The organism is Mucilaginibacter sp. P19 (assembly GCF_050632265.1).
Taxonomy (GTDB): domain Bacteria; phylum Bacteroidota; class Bacteroidia; order Sphingobacteriales; family Sphingobacteriaceae; genus Mucilaginibacter; species Mucilaginibacter gossypii.
In genome coordinates this window covers 3,005,445-3,020,575 of the sequence record NZ_CP192586.1, presented here as the reverse complement: position 1 = coordinate 3,020,575, position 15,131 = coordinate 3,005,445, and the positions used below count along the sequence as shown (strand labels likewise).

Genomic DNA, 15,131 nt, shown 5'->3' with positions numbered 1-15,131 from the left:
AACCTCGGAATAACTTTCATTATTGAATTTCCAATGAATCTAAGGCTATGAAAACGATCTTACTGGTAGAAGACAATAACGACATTCGCGAAAATACCTGCGAATTGTTGGAATTGGAAGGCTATAACGTCATCCCCGCATTGAATGGAAAAACAGGATTAATATTAGCTATTGAACACCTGCCTGATTTAATACTTTGCGATATTATGATGCCTGAGGCTAATGGTTATGAGGTTCTTAAATATTTGCAAGACAATGCCGCGACCAGGGCTATTCCATTTATATTTTTAACGGCCAGTGCTGAAAAAAAGGATGTAGCGATCGGCCTGGAGATGGGGGCGAGCGGCTACATCCGCAAGCCATTTGACCCTGAAGAACTTTTTCAAGCCATCAGGCATTCGCTGCAGGAGTCGGTTTAACTAAATATTTGTTATCAATATGTGATAAACTATTTAAAATAGCGTGCCCAAGGTCATTTGTTCTAATATTCTGAGGAGCGATTTTTGTTGATAAATAAATAATCAATGAAAATCCCTGAAGGAAGCGAAAGCAGGAATATTTTAATCAGGGGAGGATTACGTATAACCAGACAATTGGCCCCAACCGCGCTCAAAAGCTTTCGGTTCGATTTTTACATCGGTTGTGCTGCTTCAATTATACTTGTTATATTAACAGGGGCAGTTTCTTATAATACGTTAATCCAACAAGAAAGAAATGAAAAACGGATAGAACGTACCTACCAGGTGCTCAGAAAAACTGACTCGCTGAACATGCTGTTTAATCAGGCTATGGTGTACCAAACGTATTCAAAGCCGTTAGCGCCTAAAGATAGTTTCGGCTTAAATGCGCAGCAGTATGACGGGCTTAATACAAAAGTTAATTCCTTAAAAGCTTTGGTAATTGATGATAATCAATTAACGCAGGTTATTAACTTGAAACATCAAATAGACACGCTGCGGAGAACGACCTTTTCAGAAAGCGGTAGCATCAGGTTACAAATTGAAAAAATTAACGAAACCATCCGCCGCTTTAAGCACCTGGAAGAAATGTTCCTGTCTTCGCAAGAGGCCGGTTATAAACTATCCTCTAAACAAACCAGGGTTGTTATAGTTGCCGGTTCTGTTTTGATAATGGTTATTGTATCTTTTTTAGTTTATCTAATTCTGAAGGAATTAAACGCCCGTATCAGGGCATATAGGGAAGAGTTTGAATTAAACCAATTAAAAAGCACGTTTGTGACTTTGGCATCACATGAATTTCGTACACCGTTAAGCTCTATTTTACTGTCAGCTACCCTAATCGCTAAATACCTGGAAAAAGATGAAAAAACATCAATTGTCAAACATGTTGCCAAGATCAAACAGGTAGTTCACAATCTTGAAGATATCCTTGAAGATTTTTTATCTGTTGAAAGGCTGGAAGAAGGTTTGACTGAAGCCGAATTTTCATCTTTCGATTTGGTACCGCTTTGTGAAGAGATTATGGCTGCTATGAAACAAATGGCCCGGCCCGGCCAGGAATTAACTTACAAACCGGTTCAGGAAAATGCCGTTGTTTGCCTGGACCGGATGCTGATCTCAAAATCAATCAATAGTCTTTTATCCAATGCCATTAAGTATGCGGGTGATGAAACAAATATCGAACTGGTTACCAATTTGACCGCCGAAAATTTGTTAATCAGTGTGAGAGATAATGGTATAGGGATTGCAAAACAGGATCAAATGCAACTGTTTTCAAAATTTTACCGAATCAATAATACCGGGCATATTTCCGGAACGGGATTAGGGCTTAATATTGTGAAGCGGTATGTTCAGTTAATGAACGGTACACTCCAATTTTGGAGCACCCCCTATAAAGAAACCTGTTTTACGATGATCTTTCCTGTTAAATAAATAGGATAGTTCGGGACAATTTATTTATACTTTAGAAAGGCAGGCACTCCAGATTATTTTCCGGTTTTGAAACGTAGTTTTATAAAAAACAAACCTATGATCAAATATGGGTTTCACTTTTCATTTGCTGCGACAATATTGATAACGTTATAAGGCACATCTCTGAGAAATTGGATATCTGAAAAACGGTTTTTAAAGGTAATTGAGTTGGTGTTTAAGCAAAGTATCAAATATCAATATAAGTTTGCTGCGATTAGAAATTCTGAACCTTTTCGAAAAAACCACGCAGGCGCTCGCAAGCTTAATCTTTTTAAACAACTCGCGATAATACTGGTAAGCCAGATAAACGCCCCGGCGGGAAGATTTTGGTAGCTTTCGGATGTCCTTCAACGCTTCATTGAAGTCTTGTTCAATCTCTTGTTCTATATTTCTTTTATCTGTTTCGGAAAAATGCTTAAGGTCAATCCCCGGAAAGTAGCTTCTGTTGAGCTGAAGATAGTCCGCGCCGATATCCCTCAGGAAATTAATCTTTTGAAAGGCCGCGCCTAAGCGCATGGCTCCCGGCTTAAGAGTTTCGTAACTGTCCTTATCGCCGTTTGTGAACACGTATAAGCACATCAGGCCAACCACTTCAGCAGATCCAAGGATATATTCCTCAAATTTTTGTTGATCATAAAGCTGGTCGTCCAGGTCCATTTCCATGCTATGCAGAAATTGGTTAATCAATTGATGATCTATACGGTATTTATTGACTGTTTCCTGGAAAGCGTTAAGAATGGGATTTAGGCTGATACCCAGTTCTATCGCTTCAAAGCAATCCTTTCTAAATTTATTTAGTAATTCACGCTTGTCATAATTATGAAAGCTGTCCACGATTTCGTCAGTAAGCCTTACAAAGCCATAGATGGCATAAATAGGCTTATGCAATTCTTTATCAAGAAAATTGATGCCCAGAAAAAAGCTGGTACTGTACCTGCGTGTTGCCAGTTTACTACATTCCGCAGAAAGGCGGTCAAATTTTTCTTTCATCGATTAGATTTTCAGATAGTTTAATAATTGATGTATTGAAACATTGCCATAAAAGCCGGCAGGCGGAACACCTTGTTCTGGTACGCTCGGGTGTCCTGCAAAAATAAGTACGCCGCGGCGCTTAATCCGGCAATGTCAGTGCCTGTTATCGCGTACCCTTTTCGTTCCTTTTTGCTCATATAACCGGCGCGATTATTTGTTCAAAATCCGGAAGCGTTTCCAACCAATACACGTTTTTGGGAAAGTGAACGCTATTTATAACTTGCTTGTTGCCAGATAAGTATATTTTAACAGATTTGAAAGTAGACGCGAGCTGGTCAATATATGCCTGTGCATTAGCAATTGGCCTTACACGCGTCATAAAAAAAGGAGGTTGTGAGGTTGCGTGCTTTCAACCGTATGGTTTAAAGCCAATATGGGCACCTGCGCACCTAAATAAATCACCCGATGGCCGGCAGTCCGCAACATATAGCTTGAAAGGAGCAGGCCAATATCATGATCTTCGTCTTCCGGTAAAAATAGCAGCCATAACGGTTTGCTATTTTGCTGTTGCTCCAAACAATCATTGATTGCTGAAAATAGCTTTTGCCTGATGATGGACGAAAGAAAATGCTCCTGTGATGGACAAAGCGAATTGTTTAGCCACATTAAACCGGCACGGACTAACATGGGGTATATCACGAATTTATATGTTCCTAAAACTCCATTCTGCTCGAACGATTTGGTTATAAGTTCATTTACCGCATACTCATGAAAAATTAATGCATTGCTGATGATCTGAGAAATGAAATACTCATGCTGATGTTGCGCGGGCCGCGTTTTATCTATTTCATTCTTGAGTAGTTTGTTCATTTCCTCCCGGCTTAATGCGCAGGCTTTAGAAATTTTGTAGCCAGCGTGGTAAAGTCCGGCTATGCTCAATAATTTCTTTAGTTGGTCATCATCATAAAAGCGCGTATTCCCAGCTGTTCTTGAAGGGGTAAATGCCCGGTACCTCCTTTCCCAAATACGGATATTATGGGCCGAAACACCTGACAATTGCTCAAGATCAGAAATGGAATAATTCATTTTGTCTAAGTTTTATTAATTCAAATTTAGACAAAAAAATGAATTAACAAATGTTTCTTTATGAAGTATGCCAAATTTCTTAAGCGTAAGTATTGTAGGGAATATACAGGTTGCTAAGCACGGAAAAACCCGAGGTGGTGACAAGAGGCACAATGAAGCTGTAGAACCTCTGAAAAATATTAACCGATACTAACTAAAACCGGTAATATGAAACCGAAGAAGATCATGTCTTAATCAATTGATAAGGGGCGTCATCAGGATTAATTATGCATCTAAAATGCTTGTTTCAAAATCTTAATGTACTATCAACGTACTTTCTATCACGAGGTTTTTACTTCTGAGTCCTTACGTAACCATGCTTTATAAAGCTCGAACCAAATAACGGAGGTAAACCCTATAATTATACTCATCACCAGGTCACTCATATTTAGCGAGTTGAAACCGAAGAAAACTGCCAAAGGGCGGATGTATATCAGGGAACATGATATAAAGATTGTAAGCCCGATAACCAGCAGCACAAGGTTATTTTTATATTTGATAGTTGTAAACAGCGAGTAGTAAAACGAACGATTGACTAAAGTGAGCAAAATATTAGCCGATATCAGAGTGGTAAATACCATGGTACGGGTTACTTGTTCATCTGCTGCTTTGCTTATGGCATATTGGTAGACCGTTAGTGTTCCGATTGTGATGGCTGCCCCTTGTACTATGCTGGTCGCCAACTCTTTCCAATTAAAGAACGTGGTGCTGAACGGACGTGGCTTTTGCAACATTGCATTCTTTTCTATGGGCTCGTTTTCATAAATGATCGAACAAGTCGGCCCCATAATCAGTTCCAGGAAAATAATATGCACCGGTGAAAAAATATTCGGATAAATCCAACCTAAAGCCAGTGGTATAAATACCGTTAATACGATGGGAATGTGGATAGAAATAATATACTGTATGGCCTTTTTTAGGTTAGTGTAGATACGCCGGCCCATGGCTACAGCATCAACCATTTTCGAAAGGTCATCCTCCAATAAAATTAATGAAGCAGCCTGCTTCGCTATCTCTGTGCCCTTTTTTCCCATCGCAATGCCAATATGCGCCGCCTTCAGTGCGGGGCCGTCGTTAACTCCGTCTCCGGTCATAGCTACTATCTCATTTTGGGCTTTTAAAGCATTGATGATCTTTAGCTTGGCATCCGGGAACATACGTGTAAAAATGTTCGCTTTCTTCACTTTCTCCCTAAGTTCCTGTTCTGACAATTGCATCAGCATGTCTCCGCTGATGCATTGGTCTGCTCCATGGAAGTCAATTTGCTTCGCGATAGCGCCGGTGGTTTCTGCATTATCGCCCGTGATGATTTTAACCTTAATGCCAGCTTTGTAAAAGCCCTGTAATACAGCAGTGATGTTTTTCTTGGGCGGATCATAAAATGCAACCAGCCCTTTGAATACAAAATGAAACTCCTGCTGTGTAGCAGGAAAATCACTTCCCACAAAATTTGCTTCGCCTACGGCCAATACCCGGTAACCTTCGATAGCCAAAGCCGCTATTGCAGCAGTCACGTGTTCTTTCTCGATTTGATTTAGGTTGCTGACGCCGATCAATGCTTCAGGTGCACCTTTGGCTGCGATAATGCGATTCCCTTTTCCATTTTCAAAAAGGTGGGTCATCATAGGCGGCTTGCCGCCCAGCGGATATTCGTGGATCATTTTATAATCCGAACGCTCATCTGCCCGATTTGTGTGGGTGTAGGCATTGTGCAGGGCAACTTCCATCGGATCAAAAGGGATCGGTTCGCTGGCCCACATGGCAAGCGCGATTAGCTCTGTTGCTGCGCCGGTCGATAGCTTTTCATTAAGATTGTAAATGCAATCCTCCTTCAGGACATACGCTTTCGCCAGGCTCATCTTATTCTCGGTTAGTGTGCCGGTTTTATCAGTGCATATTACCGATGCGCTGCCCAAAGTCTCCACCGTTTTCATTTGCTTGACAACGACCCCAATTTTCATAAGCCGCCAGGCCCCCAGCGCCATAAAAGTGGTAAATGCAACAGGGATTTCCTCGGGCAGGATACTCATGGCCAGCGTAAGCGCTTTAAGGAGACTGTCTAAGATATTTGCCGAATGAAAATAGTTTATCCCCCACACCGTCAGAAACACAATTACCCCCACGATCACCATTTTCTTTACGAAATTGCTGATCTGTATTTCCAGGGGTGTTTTTTCTTCCGCTATAGATTCGAGGCTCCTGCCAATTTTACCTAATCGTGTTTGGTTACCTATTGCCGTTACGGTTGCAATGGCCAGTCCGCTTGCTACTGTTGTGCCACTGAAAATCAGATTGTCTGCTGAGGAGCTGTCTTTAAAAACAGCCAGGGATTCGCCTGTGAGAATGCTTTCGTTGATTGAAAAATCATTGGAATGTTCAATAACACCATCAGCAGTAATAAAAGTGCCTTCCTCTACTATCAGGCTGTCGCCAATAACAAGTTCTTCTTTTTTTACTTCTAAAACTTCTCCGTGCCTGATCACTTTGCATTTAGGTTGCGAAAAGTCCTTCAATTTTTCGAGCGCGTTCCGGCTTCTGGAGTCCTGATACAAAGATATGCCCGACACGAGTACAATTGCTGAAGCCAAAAAAATACCGTCGCCCGCCTTTCCGCTAATAAAATAAATACATGAGGTAACTAACAATAAGATTACCATCGGTTCTTTTGTCAATCCTATCAACGCATTAACAAATCCGTTTTCTTTCTTAAACGAAAGGCTGTTCGCTCCGTATTTAGATCTCGCCGCAAGTACTTCCTGTTCGCTCAGGCCATGTATATTGAAATTATTTATTGCCATTTATCTAATCAGCTAATAGTTAGTTACGAACTGATCAGATCATTTCAGACGGAATGACCATCAGAGGTAAATGCTGGTTGTCTAAAGCGGCCACCGTTGTAGACTTGTCAAACAGCCCCGACAAAAAAAGTTTTGATGATGAACAAGTGTAAGTATATCCGATCCGTTATCTTTGCATAGCCTATTTAATCGTTTAATCACGTCTTTTCCCCTTATTTCCTGAAAGGTTATATTATCCTGTTTGATTGCATCAATATGGTTAAGTAAAGCCTTTTCTTTTACAGTATCGCCTTCCTCTTCTATGGCGGATACGTGGACAATTTCCAGGTGAAAGTGTAACTGTTTTTGTAAGCCGGTTAAGTAATTGATTGCATTGATATCGGCCAGTTCGAAAGCCGTGGCTAATGTTACTCTTTTAAGCTGGGCTAAATCCGCTTTTGGCGGGATGATCAATACGGGGCGGGACGAGATGATCTATCACCTGCATCGTATCTCTGCCGAAGATTAAGTGGTCTAAAGAGCTATCTGTACTACTGCCGATTACAACAAGATCAATGTTATTATCCTGAATAACCGCCGCTGTATTTCGACCAAGTGAACCTTCACCAATTTGATAATCAATTTTAGGTTCAACGCCTTCTATAGTTAGATCTGCAATAATATGCCTTAGTTGACTAGCCAATTGGCCCAGCCTTACCTCGCTTTCGTCTTTACGAAAAACGAATTCTTCTACCACCCAGGGGCCACCAGCATATGTAGGAAGTATAGGGTGGTCATAATAAGTGTTGTAAAGCAATATATCTGCATTTAAATTCCTCAGAGCTTTTGCGGCGGTTTTTGCGGCGTGGTTTGCATTTTCCGAAAAGTCAGTGAGCATTAGAATTATGTTCATGGTGTAATTCTTTAGATTGTAAAGCTATCCGTTCATTATTCGCCAATAAATGATTAAGATCATTTATTGGCTTGATTACTATTATTTAAACAGTGCTATTAGTTGATCACCTTTGATAAAAAAGTCATGAACCAAACACACATCCACCTGCTGATCACGCACCTGCCTATCGTTGGTACGGCTTTGGGTGCATTTGTCCTGATCCATGGAATATGGAAAAGAAACAAAGGTACACTAATCGCTGCTTATAATGTTTTGATTGTCTCAGCAATTGGGGCCGGTATAGCCTATGCAACCGGCGAGGGTGCTGAAGAAACCATTGAACATTTAAAAGGGATATCTAAATATCTCATTGAAGATCATGAGGAGTCTGCCCTGGTATCTTTGATCGCTTTAATACTTACAGGTGGGGTTTCTCTGATTGGGCTCTTTGCAACATTGAAAAATACATCACAGGTTAGGCGTGTAGCCTTAATAGCGCTCACTGTATCCTTGATAAGCTTTGGACTGATTGCAAGGACGGGCTATTTAGGTGGGCAAATCAGGCATTCGGAAATCAGAACTGATACGATGTCTACATCAAAAGAGAAAAATGATAAGGATAATGATTGAATAGAATTATGTTTGTCAACCTTGCGCATAAACGGAGTTATTATATAGTAAATGCCATTACCTTTTATAGGTTATTGACGGCTCCGTTACTTTTGACATTATTATTTTATGAACGGCTTTCAATTTTTAAATGGTTGCTTATTGTAAGTTTTCTTACAGATGCGGTGGATGGCCATCTGGCGCGCAAATTCAAGGTGACCAGTGCGTTTGGTTCAATTCTGGATTCTGTCTCTGACGACCTTACCATCGCGGTAGCGATTATCGGTATTGTTTTGGTGAACCCTGCGTTTCTTAGACAGGAACTTGTATTAGTTGTAATTCAAGTGTTTCTCTTTTTCGCGCAGATCGCGGCAGCATTATTTCGCTACCGTAAGATTAGTAGCTTCCATACCTACCTGGCCAAATTTGTTGCGGTTTTTCAGGCTGTATTCCTTATGCTCTTCTATTGGTTACCCCAACCGGTTTACATATTGTTTTACTTTGTGTCAGCTTTAACCATTCTTGATTTGTTAGAGGAGATAATACTCGTACTTATTATTCCGAAATGGGAAACTGATATAAAAGGCTTATATTGGGTAATCAAAAAAAGCGCACTTCCAAAAGTGTAAAACTGCACCCCATGGTAAAAGAAATGCCGGTGACCGTGAAGCGGGCCATAGAACTAATTGGCCTGTTTGTTTTAGGAACTATTATCATAGCTGGTAATACGATCATTATGCCTTTGTTAATGGCGTTCTTCTTCAGCCTGGTACTTTTACCCGTCTTTCGTTTTTTCAGGAAGCTCAAAGTACCGGAGGTTATTGCGGTTTTTTTGCCAATATTGTTATTGACGATTGTCGTAGCGCTGATCATCTGGCTGTTTTCCAGTCAGATAGGTGCTTTGTTGGATGATTTTCCGCAGATTCAACGTACCGTGGCCAAACACCTGGATGACCTAAGTATCTGGATCAGCAAGTCATTTGGATATTCCCCGGCAGAACAAGTGAAATTCATTAATGTGCAAAGCAAAAAGTTATTCAGTTCCTTAGGCGGAGTTTTAAGCGGCGCGGCTGGATCTTTGTCTGGCATGGTTATATTTATTGGGTTATTGCCGATCTATATCTACCTGATCATTCTATATAGAAACCTTTTTTAAGATTTCTGCTGATGTGGTTTAAAAAAGAGCAGTATCTAAATGTAGAAGAAGCAGTAAGGCAAACTGAAAAAATGGTTAAAAGTTATCTTGTGGGCCTGCTGATACAGATTACCTATATCATTATTCTTTTAGGTGGCCTATTATGGTTTTTCGATATTCAGAATGCACTGCTCATTGGTATTATCTTCGCTTTTCTGAACCTGATCCCGTACCTGGGCGCCCTGATCGGCAATATTCTGGGTGTGCTGTTAACGCTCGCTTCGTCAGATAGTATTGCAGATGTGCTGATTGTATTGGGAGCTATTACAGTAGTACAATTTCTGGATAACAATATTTTAATGCCGCGTATCGTAGGGTCGCAGGTAAAAATTAATCCGCTTGTTTCCATCGTTGGTATTATTATTGGCGGAAGCATGGCGGGGCTTTCGGGCATGTTCCTGGCGATGCCGGTACTATCCATTTTAAAGATCGTGTTTGACCGTAGCGAAAATTATAGGCAATGGGGTGTATTATTGGGCGATGAGCGGCCTGTAAAGAGCCAGATGCACGTTTAACTCTCTCGGCTATATATTTTCTGGAAAGCCTTGTAGCCCTGAAAAATAACTAATGGTAACAGGCTGGCTGTTGTAGCGGACAGCCACAACTTAAATGAGAGCTGCGATAACCCTAATACTAAACGCAGGCCGGGCAGTGCAAAAACCAGTAAAAGAAGACCGCTGCAAATCAAAATGGCAATCCATATCCATTTGTTCCGGGTAATTTCATTATTTATAAATCCGGAGCCTTCCGAAGACATGTTGAATACGTGAAATAGTTGAGCAAGGGTAAGAGTGATAAACGCGATATTATTGCAGGTTTGATCATCACTATGCAGCGCTACTTTGCAATAAACAACCGCAATGACCACAGTTGAGGTGATTGAAGCCGAATGTAGTGCTATTGCCAGCCACTTTTTGTTGGTGATGATATTCTTTCCTGGTGCTCTTGGCGGTCTGGACATCACAGTCTTATCCCCTGTGCCCAAGCCCAGCGCCAATGCAGGAAATATGTCTGTCACCATATTCAGGAACAGAATTTGTAATGGCAATAACGTGGCACCAGGTATAATTATACCTAAAACGGTAACAATGAATATCTCGCTTAAGTTGCAAGATACCAGGTAGACCACAAACTTTTGAATATTTTGAAAAATCTCCCTCCCGTGCGCCACTGCCTGAACGATTGATGTAAAAGAGTCATCTTTCAAAACAATACTCGCCGTCTCTTTCGCTACCTGGGTGCCTCTGATACCCATTGCAATACCCACATCTGCATTCTTTAATGCCGGGGCATCGTTTACACCATCTCCTGTCATTGCAACTATTGATCCGGCTTGTTGAAATACATGAGCGATTTCCAGTTTCTGTTTGGGTGAAACCCTTGCAAAAACAGCAGCAGCCAAAATACGCTGCCGCCAATCATTTGTCAATAGCTCGGCCCGTGGTAACTCAGTGCCGGTAATTACCTCTTTGTCGTCCTCATCAATTAAGCTTACCTTCCGGGCAATGTTTAAAGCAGTTTTCGGGTGGTCGCCAGTGATCATCACTACCCTGATGCCTGCTTTTCTGCAACTAAGCATAGCACCTTTAATATCTACCCTGGGTGGGTCAAGAAAGCCGGTCATTCCAATGTAAATAAGGTCATTTAAATAATTGTGCGTATCAAGGTTGTTACCCGACCGGTAGGCAAATGCAAGCACCCGCAACCCTTCAGCCGCCATCTTCTCCGATTGTAGCAGGATGGATTTACGGGATGCGCTATCAAGTATTTTGATGTGTGCACCCGACTGTAAATAGTTGCATTTATCCAGCAATCTTTCAACCGAGCCTTTGGCAGCAGTGAAGTATCCTGACGATGTTTTATGTAAAGTTGCCATCATCATGATCTCCGAACTAAAGGGTACTTCTGCAATACGTACAAATTGTTTGCTTAACAAATGGTTGTCTAAACCCGCTGCAATGGCCGTTTTTATTAAGGCAACTTCTACAGGGTCACCGGAAAGTTGATCCGGCTCAGGATATTTTTCTTCAATAGTAGCATTATTGCATAAAATACCGGTTAAAAGTAGTTTGTCCAGATTTTCGGCGCTTTTAACTGCTCCGTTAGGAAATTTCAGCAGGTTGTTTTCTACTTGTGCTTTTACGGTTTCTTCCGGAAACGCCAAAGTATCGGTAAATATCTTGTTTTCGGTTAGGGTCCCGGTTTTATCAGTCAGGATAACCCCGGTGCTTCCCAACGTCTCTACGGCAGATAGTTTCTTGACAATTGCATTACGCCTGGCCATCAATAGCATACCATAGGATAACGCGACGGTAGCAACGATAGGTAAGCCTTCCGGTATAGCTGCCACTGCCAGCGCAATTGATGTTTCTATAATGGTTAATATGGCTTTGCGTTGGATAAATCCGGTTATTGAAAATATTGCGGTCATGACCAGTGTAACCCAAATCAATTTCCTACTTAACCTGTTCAGCTTTTTATCCAGCGGGGTGATTGTATCCACCGAAGTTTCTACAAGCGAAGTTATTGTGCCCAACTGTGTATTTGCCGCTATACCGGTTACTACCATTTTACCGTTACCATTAATAACTGAGGTACCCTTAAAAACCATGTTATGCTGGTCGCCAACAACGGTGTCTTTTTTTAATGTTTCAACAGTTTTATCAGTAGGAAGGGACTCGCCGGTGAGCGATGATCTCGTCGCATTGTAAACGGTTTACAGCAACTAAACGACCGTCTGCAGGTATAATATCTCCAGCTTCGAGTGGAATCAGGTCGCCTGGTACTAATTGTTCGGAGGGGATCGATCTGGATTTACCACCACGAATAACCTTTGCCGTTACTATATCCATTTTTTTAGCGCATTCATAGAGTTGCGTGCCTGAAACTCCATAAAAAAGCCGATCAGCGCATTAATTAAGATAACGGCCAGGATGGCTGTGGTTTCCAAAATATCTTTAAAGTAAAGTGAAGCGAGTGATCCGGCTATAAGGAGATAAACGATGGGGTTTTTGAATTGATATAGCAGAATTAACCAGAGACTTTTTTGTTTTTGAGTTTTATAGCTATTTAAGCCATAAACACGGCTGCGTTTTTTTGCTTCATAATAAGTAATCCCCTCAGCAGTATCGGCTTGAACCAATTTAGCAACTTCTTCAACTGTTAACGAAAACGGCTGATCTATCGGGTATTTCATGGTCATGCTGAAAATGGTTTTATTTACCGCTACTCAGGGACGGGACCTTGGCAAAATTATTTGCCATCCTTTTTTTAAAGGTTAGTAAAGGAACCTTTCCATAAAAGGAATATTCTGTGGCATTAGAAGGGAAAAATAGCTTTTCGAGCATAGGCCTGGACTGATGGGTGAATAAGACCAAAAGGGACGGTTTGCTGATCTTAACAGCGTGATCTATATCTTCCAGTAAATTATTGTTGACATCTCTTTGCAGGTTTAAAAGGCTAATTTTATAACTATTTTTTTCTGTAAGGTGGCTTCAGCCAACTCTTTGTCAAAAGCAAATTCATTAGGATAGGCGATATGTACCATCTCGACACTGGCACCAATTGGCCTGGCAAAATCGACAACCTCTTTTAATTCGTTTTCATAATCAGTCATATCCGAAGCATACAGGATGTGTTTCAGTTCTTTTAAATGGTATGCGCTTGGTATGCATATAACAGGGACAGTTGAACAGCTGATCAATTTTGCGGTATGCGTGCCGAATATTTTTGCAATAGTTCCCGCTCCACGAGTACTGATGCAGATATAAGAACAACTGTTCCTGCTGGCATAATCTGTGATGCCATCAACTACATCGATATTGGATACTAAAACTAATTCGTAGTTAATTTCGCGTTCATCGATATCATGATAAATGCCTGCAATAAATGATGACAATTCGTCTGTCGTTTTTTTCTGAATTCAGTTGTATACGCCGCAAAAGCGTGGTCTGTCCATTTGAAGGGTTTTAAAAGATGGTATACGTGAAGGATGGTTAATTGCGCTTTACGCTGACTGGCCAGTTTAATCGCAAAACGGATAGCCGCTTTGGAATTAACGGATTGATCTGTTGTAACTAATATCTTTTCCATGATTTATTCGAGGTTTAACCGTTGTGATGTTGTTTTATTCGGCATGTATATGCGTGTTGTTTAAGAACTTAAAATAACTTTCAGCGCTTTCTCTTCGGCTGCATTGCCAAATGTATCGTATGCTTCTGCCACCTGATCTAATCTGAAACGATGTGTGATTAGTTTGGCGGGCGCTATTTTCTTTGATTGTATCGTTTTTAACAACATTGGTGAAGTCACTGTGTCCACGAGCCTGGTCGTGATAGTAATGTTTTTCGACCACAGGTCTTCCAGGTGTAAACGGACACTTTTTCCATGAACGCCAATGTTGGCGATACGGCCGCCAGGGGCAATAATCGCCTCACATAGCTCGAATGTCTCGGGAATGCCGACAGCTTCTATCGCCACATCAACGCCGGTTTGGTTGGTGAGTTTCATTACCGCTTCAATTGTATTTTCATTGCGGCTATTAATAATCTGTGTTGCACCGAATTTTCTGGCCACATTGAGCCGGTTATCATCCTGATCGATCATGATAATTTCCGCAGGTGTATAAAATTGAGCGGTAAGTAAAGTGGCAATCCCGATAGGGCCGGCACCTATTATGGCTATTGTATCTCCAGGTTGTACCTTTCCGTTCAACACGCCGCATTCAAAGCCTGTAGGTAATATATCGCTTAACATCACCAATGCTTCTTCGTCAGAACCGCTGGGTACCAGAAAAAGGCTGTTGTCTGCATGGGGGATACGAACATATTCTGCCTGCGTGCCATCAATCAGGTGTCCTAATAACCAACCGCCATCTGTACAGTGAGAATACATGCCCTTTTTACAGTAGTTACATTTACCGCAAGATGTGATACAGGATATAATCACGTGGTCGCCCGGCTTAAAATTACTAACAGTGGTCCCCACTTCTTCGATCACGCCCACGCCTTCGTGCCCTATGATCCTGCCATCGGCAACTTCAGGAACATCACCTTTCATAATGTGCAGATCTGTACCGCAAATCGTTGTTTTCAGGATTTTTACAATGGCATCGCTTGTTGATAGCAGTACCGGTTTGGGCTTTTCTTCCCAGGCTTTCTGACCTGGGCCGTGATAAACTAATGCTTTCATATTTTCTGCTTTAACTGCTTATGTTAAGCACAAAATTGCTGTTGTTTTATTTTTTTATGATGCTGGTCGTCAGGTAAATAAATGATATATATCACTATTTAAAAATGAGAGGTAATTGACTCGTTATTTGTATATTAAACATGTGGGCGGTTTATCTGCAATGGTATTGCACTTGAAGGCCTTTAGACATGTCTGCAAAGGGCAAATCATTTTGAATGATGAGGTCACCATTATAGTTGATCTTTATCCTGGCCAGGCTTAGGGCGTCGGATTAACTTTGTATCAACCGATGGATGGAATTTATTCCTGTTTCGGTAAATGATCGCGGGCAGGGATTGAACCATTGTCCGACGTCGTTGCGGAACCGGAAAAACCGGTTCCGCTTTTTTTAAATATTGCAACAGGCTTCATTATCAACCAAAGGGATTCTCTATCTT

General features: G+C 41.3%; 15 protein-coding genes and 1 pseudogene. 6 read left to right on the top strand and 10 right to left on the bottom strand.

Features of this window, described 5'->3' with window-relative positions; all coding sequences use genetic code 11:
* The first annotated feature begins 47 nt into the window (after positions 1-47).
* Both ACQ86K_RS14680 and ACQ86K_RS14675 read left to right on the top strand, forming a co-directional pair.
* Positions 48-419 (top strand): response regulator, encoded by a 372-nt coding sequence (locus ACQ86K_RS14680; RefSeq protein ID WP_091164195.1) that lies wholly within the window; start codon positions 48-50, stop codon positions 417-419.
* Positions 420-524: 105 nt separating this feature from the next.
* On the top strand, positions 525-1,892 hold the full coding sequence (locus tag ACQ86K_RS14675) for a sensor histidine kinase (protein ID WP_091164199.1): 1,368 nt from the start codon (positions 525-527) through the stop codon (positions 1,890-1,892).
* A 192-nt stretch (positions 1,893-2,084) separates the two neighbouring features.
* Here the strand turns inward: ACQ86K_RS14675 and ACQ86K_RS14670 are convergent, their stop codons facing one another.
* The 4 genes from ACQ86K_RS14670 to ACQ86K_RS14655 form a co-directional block, all read right to left on the bottom strand.
* Positions 2,085-2,921, bottom strand: coding sequence for a phytoene/squalene synthase family protein (locus ACQ86K_RS14670; protein WP_091164202.1), 837 nt, complete (start codon positions 2,919-2,921; stop codon positions 2,085-2,087).
* Positions 2,922-3,278: 357 nt separating this feature from the next.
* The gene (locus ACQ86K_RS14665) at positions 3,279-3,989 is read right to left on the bottom strand and encodes a MerR family transcriptional regulator (RefSeq protein WP_431200620.1); all 711 of its coding nucleotides are present in this window, start codon (positions 3,987-3,989) and stop codon (positions 3,279-3,281) included.
* A 320-nt stretch (positions 3,990-4,309) separates the two neighbouring features.
* On the bottom strand, positions 4,310-6,826 hold the full coding sequence (locus ACQ86K_RS14660) for a cation-translocating P-type ATPase (protein ID WP_091164206.1): 2,517 nt from the start codon (positions 6,824-6,826) through the stop codon (positions 4,310-4,312).
* Between the two features lie 415 nt (positions 6,827-7,241).
* Positions 7,242-7,718, bottom strand: a complete 477-nt coding sequence (locus tag ACQ86K_RS14655) for a universal stress protein (RefSeq protein WP_431200619.1) — start codon at positions 7,716-7,718, stop codon at positions 7,242-7,244.
* A gap of 126 nt (positions 7,719-7,844) precedes the next feature.
* Here ACQ86K_RS14655 and ACQ86K_RS14650 point away from each other — a divergent pair, with 126 nt between their 5' ends.
* Genes ACQ86K_RS14650 through ACQ86K_RS14635 form a run of 4 tightly spaced genes read left to right on the top strand, consistent with a single transcriptional unit; the run spans position 7,845 to position 10,019 of the window.
* A complete protein-coding gene (locus tag ACQ86K_RS14650; RefSeq protein ID WP_091164210.1) occupies positions 7,845-8,330 on the top strand; it encodes a hypothetical protein in 486 nt (161 codons plus the stop codon).
* Between the two features lie 8 nt (positions 8,331-8,338).
* Entirely contained in the window at positions 8,339-8,938 is a 600-nt protein-coding gene (locus tag ACQ86K_RS14645; RefSeq protein ID WP_091164212.1) for a CDP-alcohol phosphatidyltransferase family protein, read from the top strand.
* Positions 8,939-8,949: 11 nt separating this feature from the next.
* Complete coding sequence (locus tag ACQ86K_RS14640; protein WP_431200618.1) at positions 8,950-9,465, top strand: AI-2E family transporter; 516 nt, start codon at positions 8,950-8,952, stop codon at positions 9,463-9,465.
* A gap of 11 nt (positions 9,466-9,476) precedes the next feature.
* Positions 9,477-10,019 carry an AI-2E family transporter gene (locus ACQ86K_RS14635; protein WP_431200617.1) on the top strand — a complete coding sequence of 181 codons (543 nt, stop codon included), beginning with the start codon at positions 9,477-9,479 and terminating at the stop codon, positions 10,017-10,019.
* Here ACQ86K_RS14635 and ACQ86K_RS14630 read toward each other — a convergent pair.
* From ACQ86K_RS14630 to ACQ86K_RS14605, 6 genes and pseudogenes are all read right to left on the bottom strand, one after another.
* Positions 10,016-12,190 (bottom strand): annotated as a pseudogene (locus tag ACQ86K_RS14630) (cation-translocating P-type ATPase); the annotation flags it as partial. The gene ACQ86K_RS14635 and the pseudogene ACQ86K_RS14630 overlap by 4 nt on opposite strands.
* Positions 12,168-12,356 carry a hypothetical protein gene (locus ACQ86K_RS14625; RefSeq protein WP_431200616.1) on the bottom strand — a complete coding sequence of 63 codons (189 nt, stop codon included), beginning with the start codon at positions 12,354-12,356 and terminating at the stop codon, positions 12,168-12,170. The pseudogene ACQ86K_RS14630 and the gene ACQ86K_RS14625, both read right to left, overlap by 23 nt.
* Positions 12,347-12,700, bottom strand: coding sequence for a cation-transporting P-type ATPase (locus ACQ86K_RS14620; protein ID WP_431200615.1), 354 nt, complete (start codon positions 12,698-12,700; stop codon positions 12,347-12,349). The genes ACQ86K_RS14625 and ACQ86K_RS14620 overlap by 10 nt, the downstream gene beginning before the upstream one ends.
* A 255-nt stretch (positions 12,701-12,955) precedes the next feature.
* Positions 12,956-13,402: a hypothetical protein gene (locus tag ACQ86K_RS14615; RefSeq protein ID WP_431200614.1), complete on the bottom strand. Its 447-nt coding sequence runs from the start codon at positions 13,400-13,402 to the stop codon at positions 12,956-12,958.
* Positions 13,339-13,596, bottom strand: coding sequence for a universal stress protein (locus ACQ86K_RS14610; protein ID WP_431200613.1), 258 nt, complete (start codon positions 13,594-13,596; stop codon positions 13,339-13,341). The genes ACQ86K_RS14615 and ACQ86K_RS14610 overlap by 64 nt, the downstream gene beginning before the upstream one ends.
* 60 nt (positions 13,597-13,656) lie before the next feature.
* On the bottom strand, positions 13,657-14,694 hold the full coding sequence (locus tag ACQ86K_RS14605; protein ID WP_091164219.1) for a zinc-dependent alcohol dehydrogenase family protein: 1,038 nt from the start codon (positions 14,692-14,694) through the stop codon (positions 13,657-13,659).
* Between the last annotated feature and the right edge of the window lie 437 nt (positions 14,695-15,131).

Bases quoted from the DNA above. Each gene is read 5' to 3' on its own strand.
- ACQ86K_RS14680 (WP_091164195.1), top strand. From the start codon at position 48: ATGAAAACGATCTTACTGGTAGAAGACAATAACGACATTCGCGAAAAT.
- ACQ86K_RS14675 (WP_091164199.1), top strand. From the start codon at position 525: ATGAAAATCCCTGAAGGAAGCGAAAGCAGGAATATTTTAATCAGGGGA.
- ACQ86K_RS14670 (WP_091164202.1), bottom strand. From the start codon at position 2,921: ATGAAAGAAAAATTTGACCGCCTTTCTGCGGAATGTAGTAAACTGGCA.
- ACQ86K_RS14665 (WP_431200620.1), bottom strand. From the start codon at position 3,989: ATGAATTATTCCATTTCTGATCTTGAGCAATTGTCAGGTGTTTCGGCC.
- ACQ86K_RS14660 (WP_091164206.1), bottom strand. From the start codon at position 6,826: ATGGCAATAAATAATTTCAATATACATGGCCTGAGCGAACAGGAAGTA.
- ACQ86K_RS14655 (WP_431200619.1), bottom strand. From the start codon at position 7,718: ATGAACATAATTCTAATGCTCACTGACTTTTCGGAAAATGCAAACCAC.
- ACQ86K_RS14650 (WP_091164210.1), top strand. From the start codon at position 7,845: ATGAACCAAACACACATCCACCTGCTGATCACGCACCTGCCTATCGTT.
- ACQ86K_RS14645 (WP_091164212.1), top strand. From the start codon at position 8,339: ATGTTTGTCAACCTTGCGCATAAACGGAGTTATTATATAGTAAATGCC.
- ACQ86K_RS14640 (WP_431200618.1), top strand. From the start codon at position 8,950: ATGGTAAAAGAAATGCCGGTGACCGTGAAGCGGGCCATAGAACTAATT.
- ACQ86K_RS14635 (WP_431200617.1), top strand. From the start codon at position 9,477: ATGTGGTTTAAAAAAGAGCAGTATCTAAATGTAGAAGAAGCAGTAAGG.
- ACQ86K_RS14625 (WP_431200616.1), bottom strand. From the start codon at position 12,356: ATGGATATAGTAACGGCAAAGGTTATTCGTGGTGGTAAATCCAGATCG.
- ACQ86K_RS14620 (WP_431200615.1), bottom strand. From the start codon at position 12,700: ATGAAATACCCGATAGATCAGCCGTTTTCGTTAACAGTTGAAGAAGTT.
- ACQ86K_RS14610 (WP_431200613.1), bottom strand. From the start codon at position 13,596: ATGGAAAAGATATTAGTTACAACAGATCAATCCGTTAATTCCAAAGCG.
- ACQ86K_RS14605 (WP_091164219.1), bottom strand. From the start codon at position 14,694: ATGAAAGCATTAGTTTATCACGGCCCAGGTCAGAAAGCCTGGGAAGAA.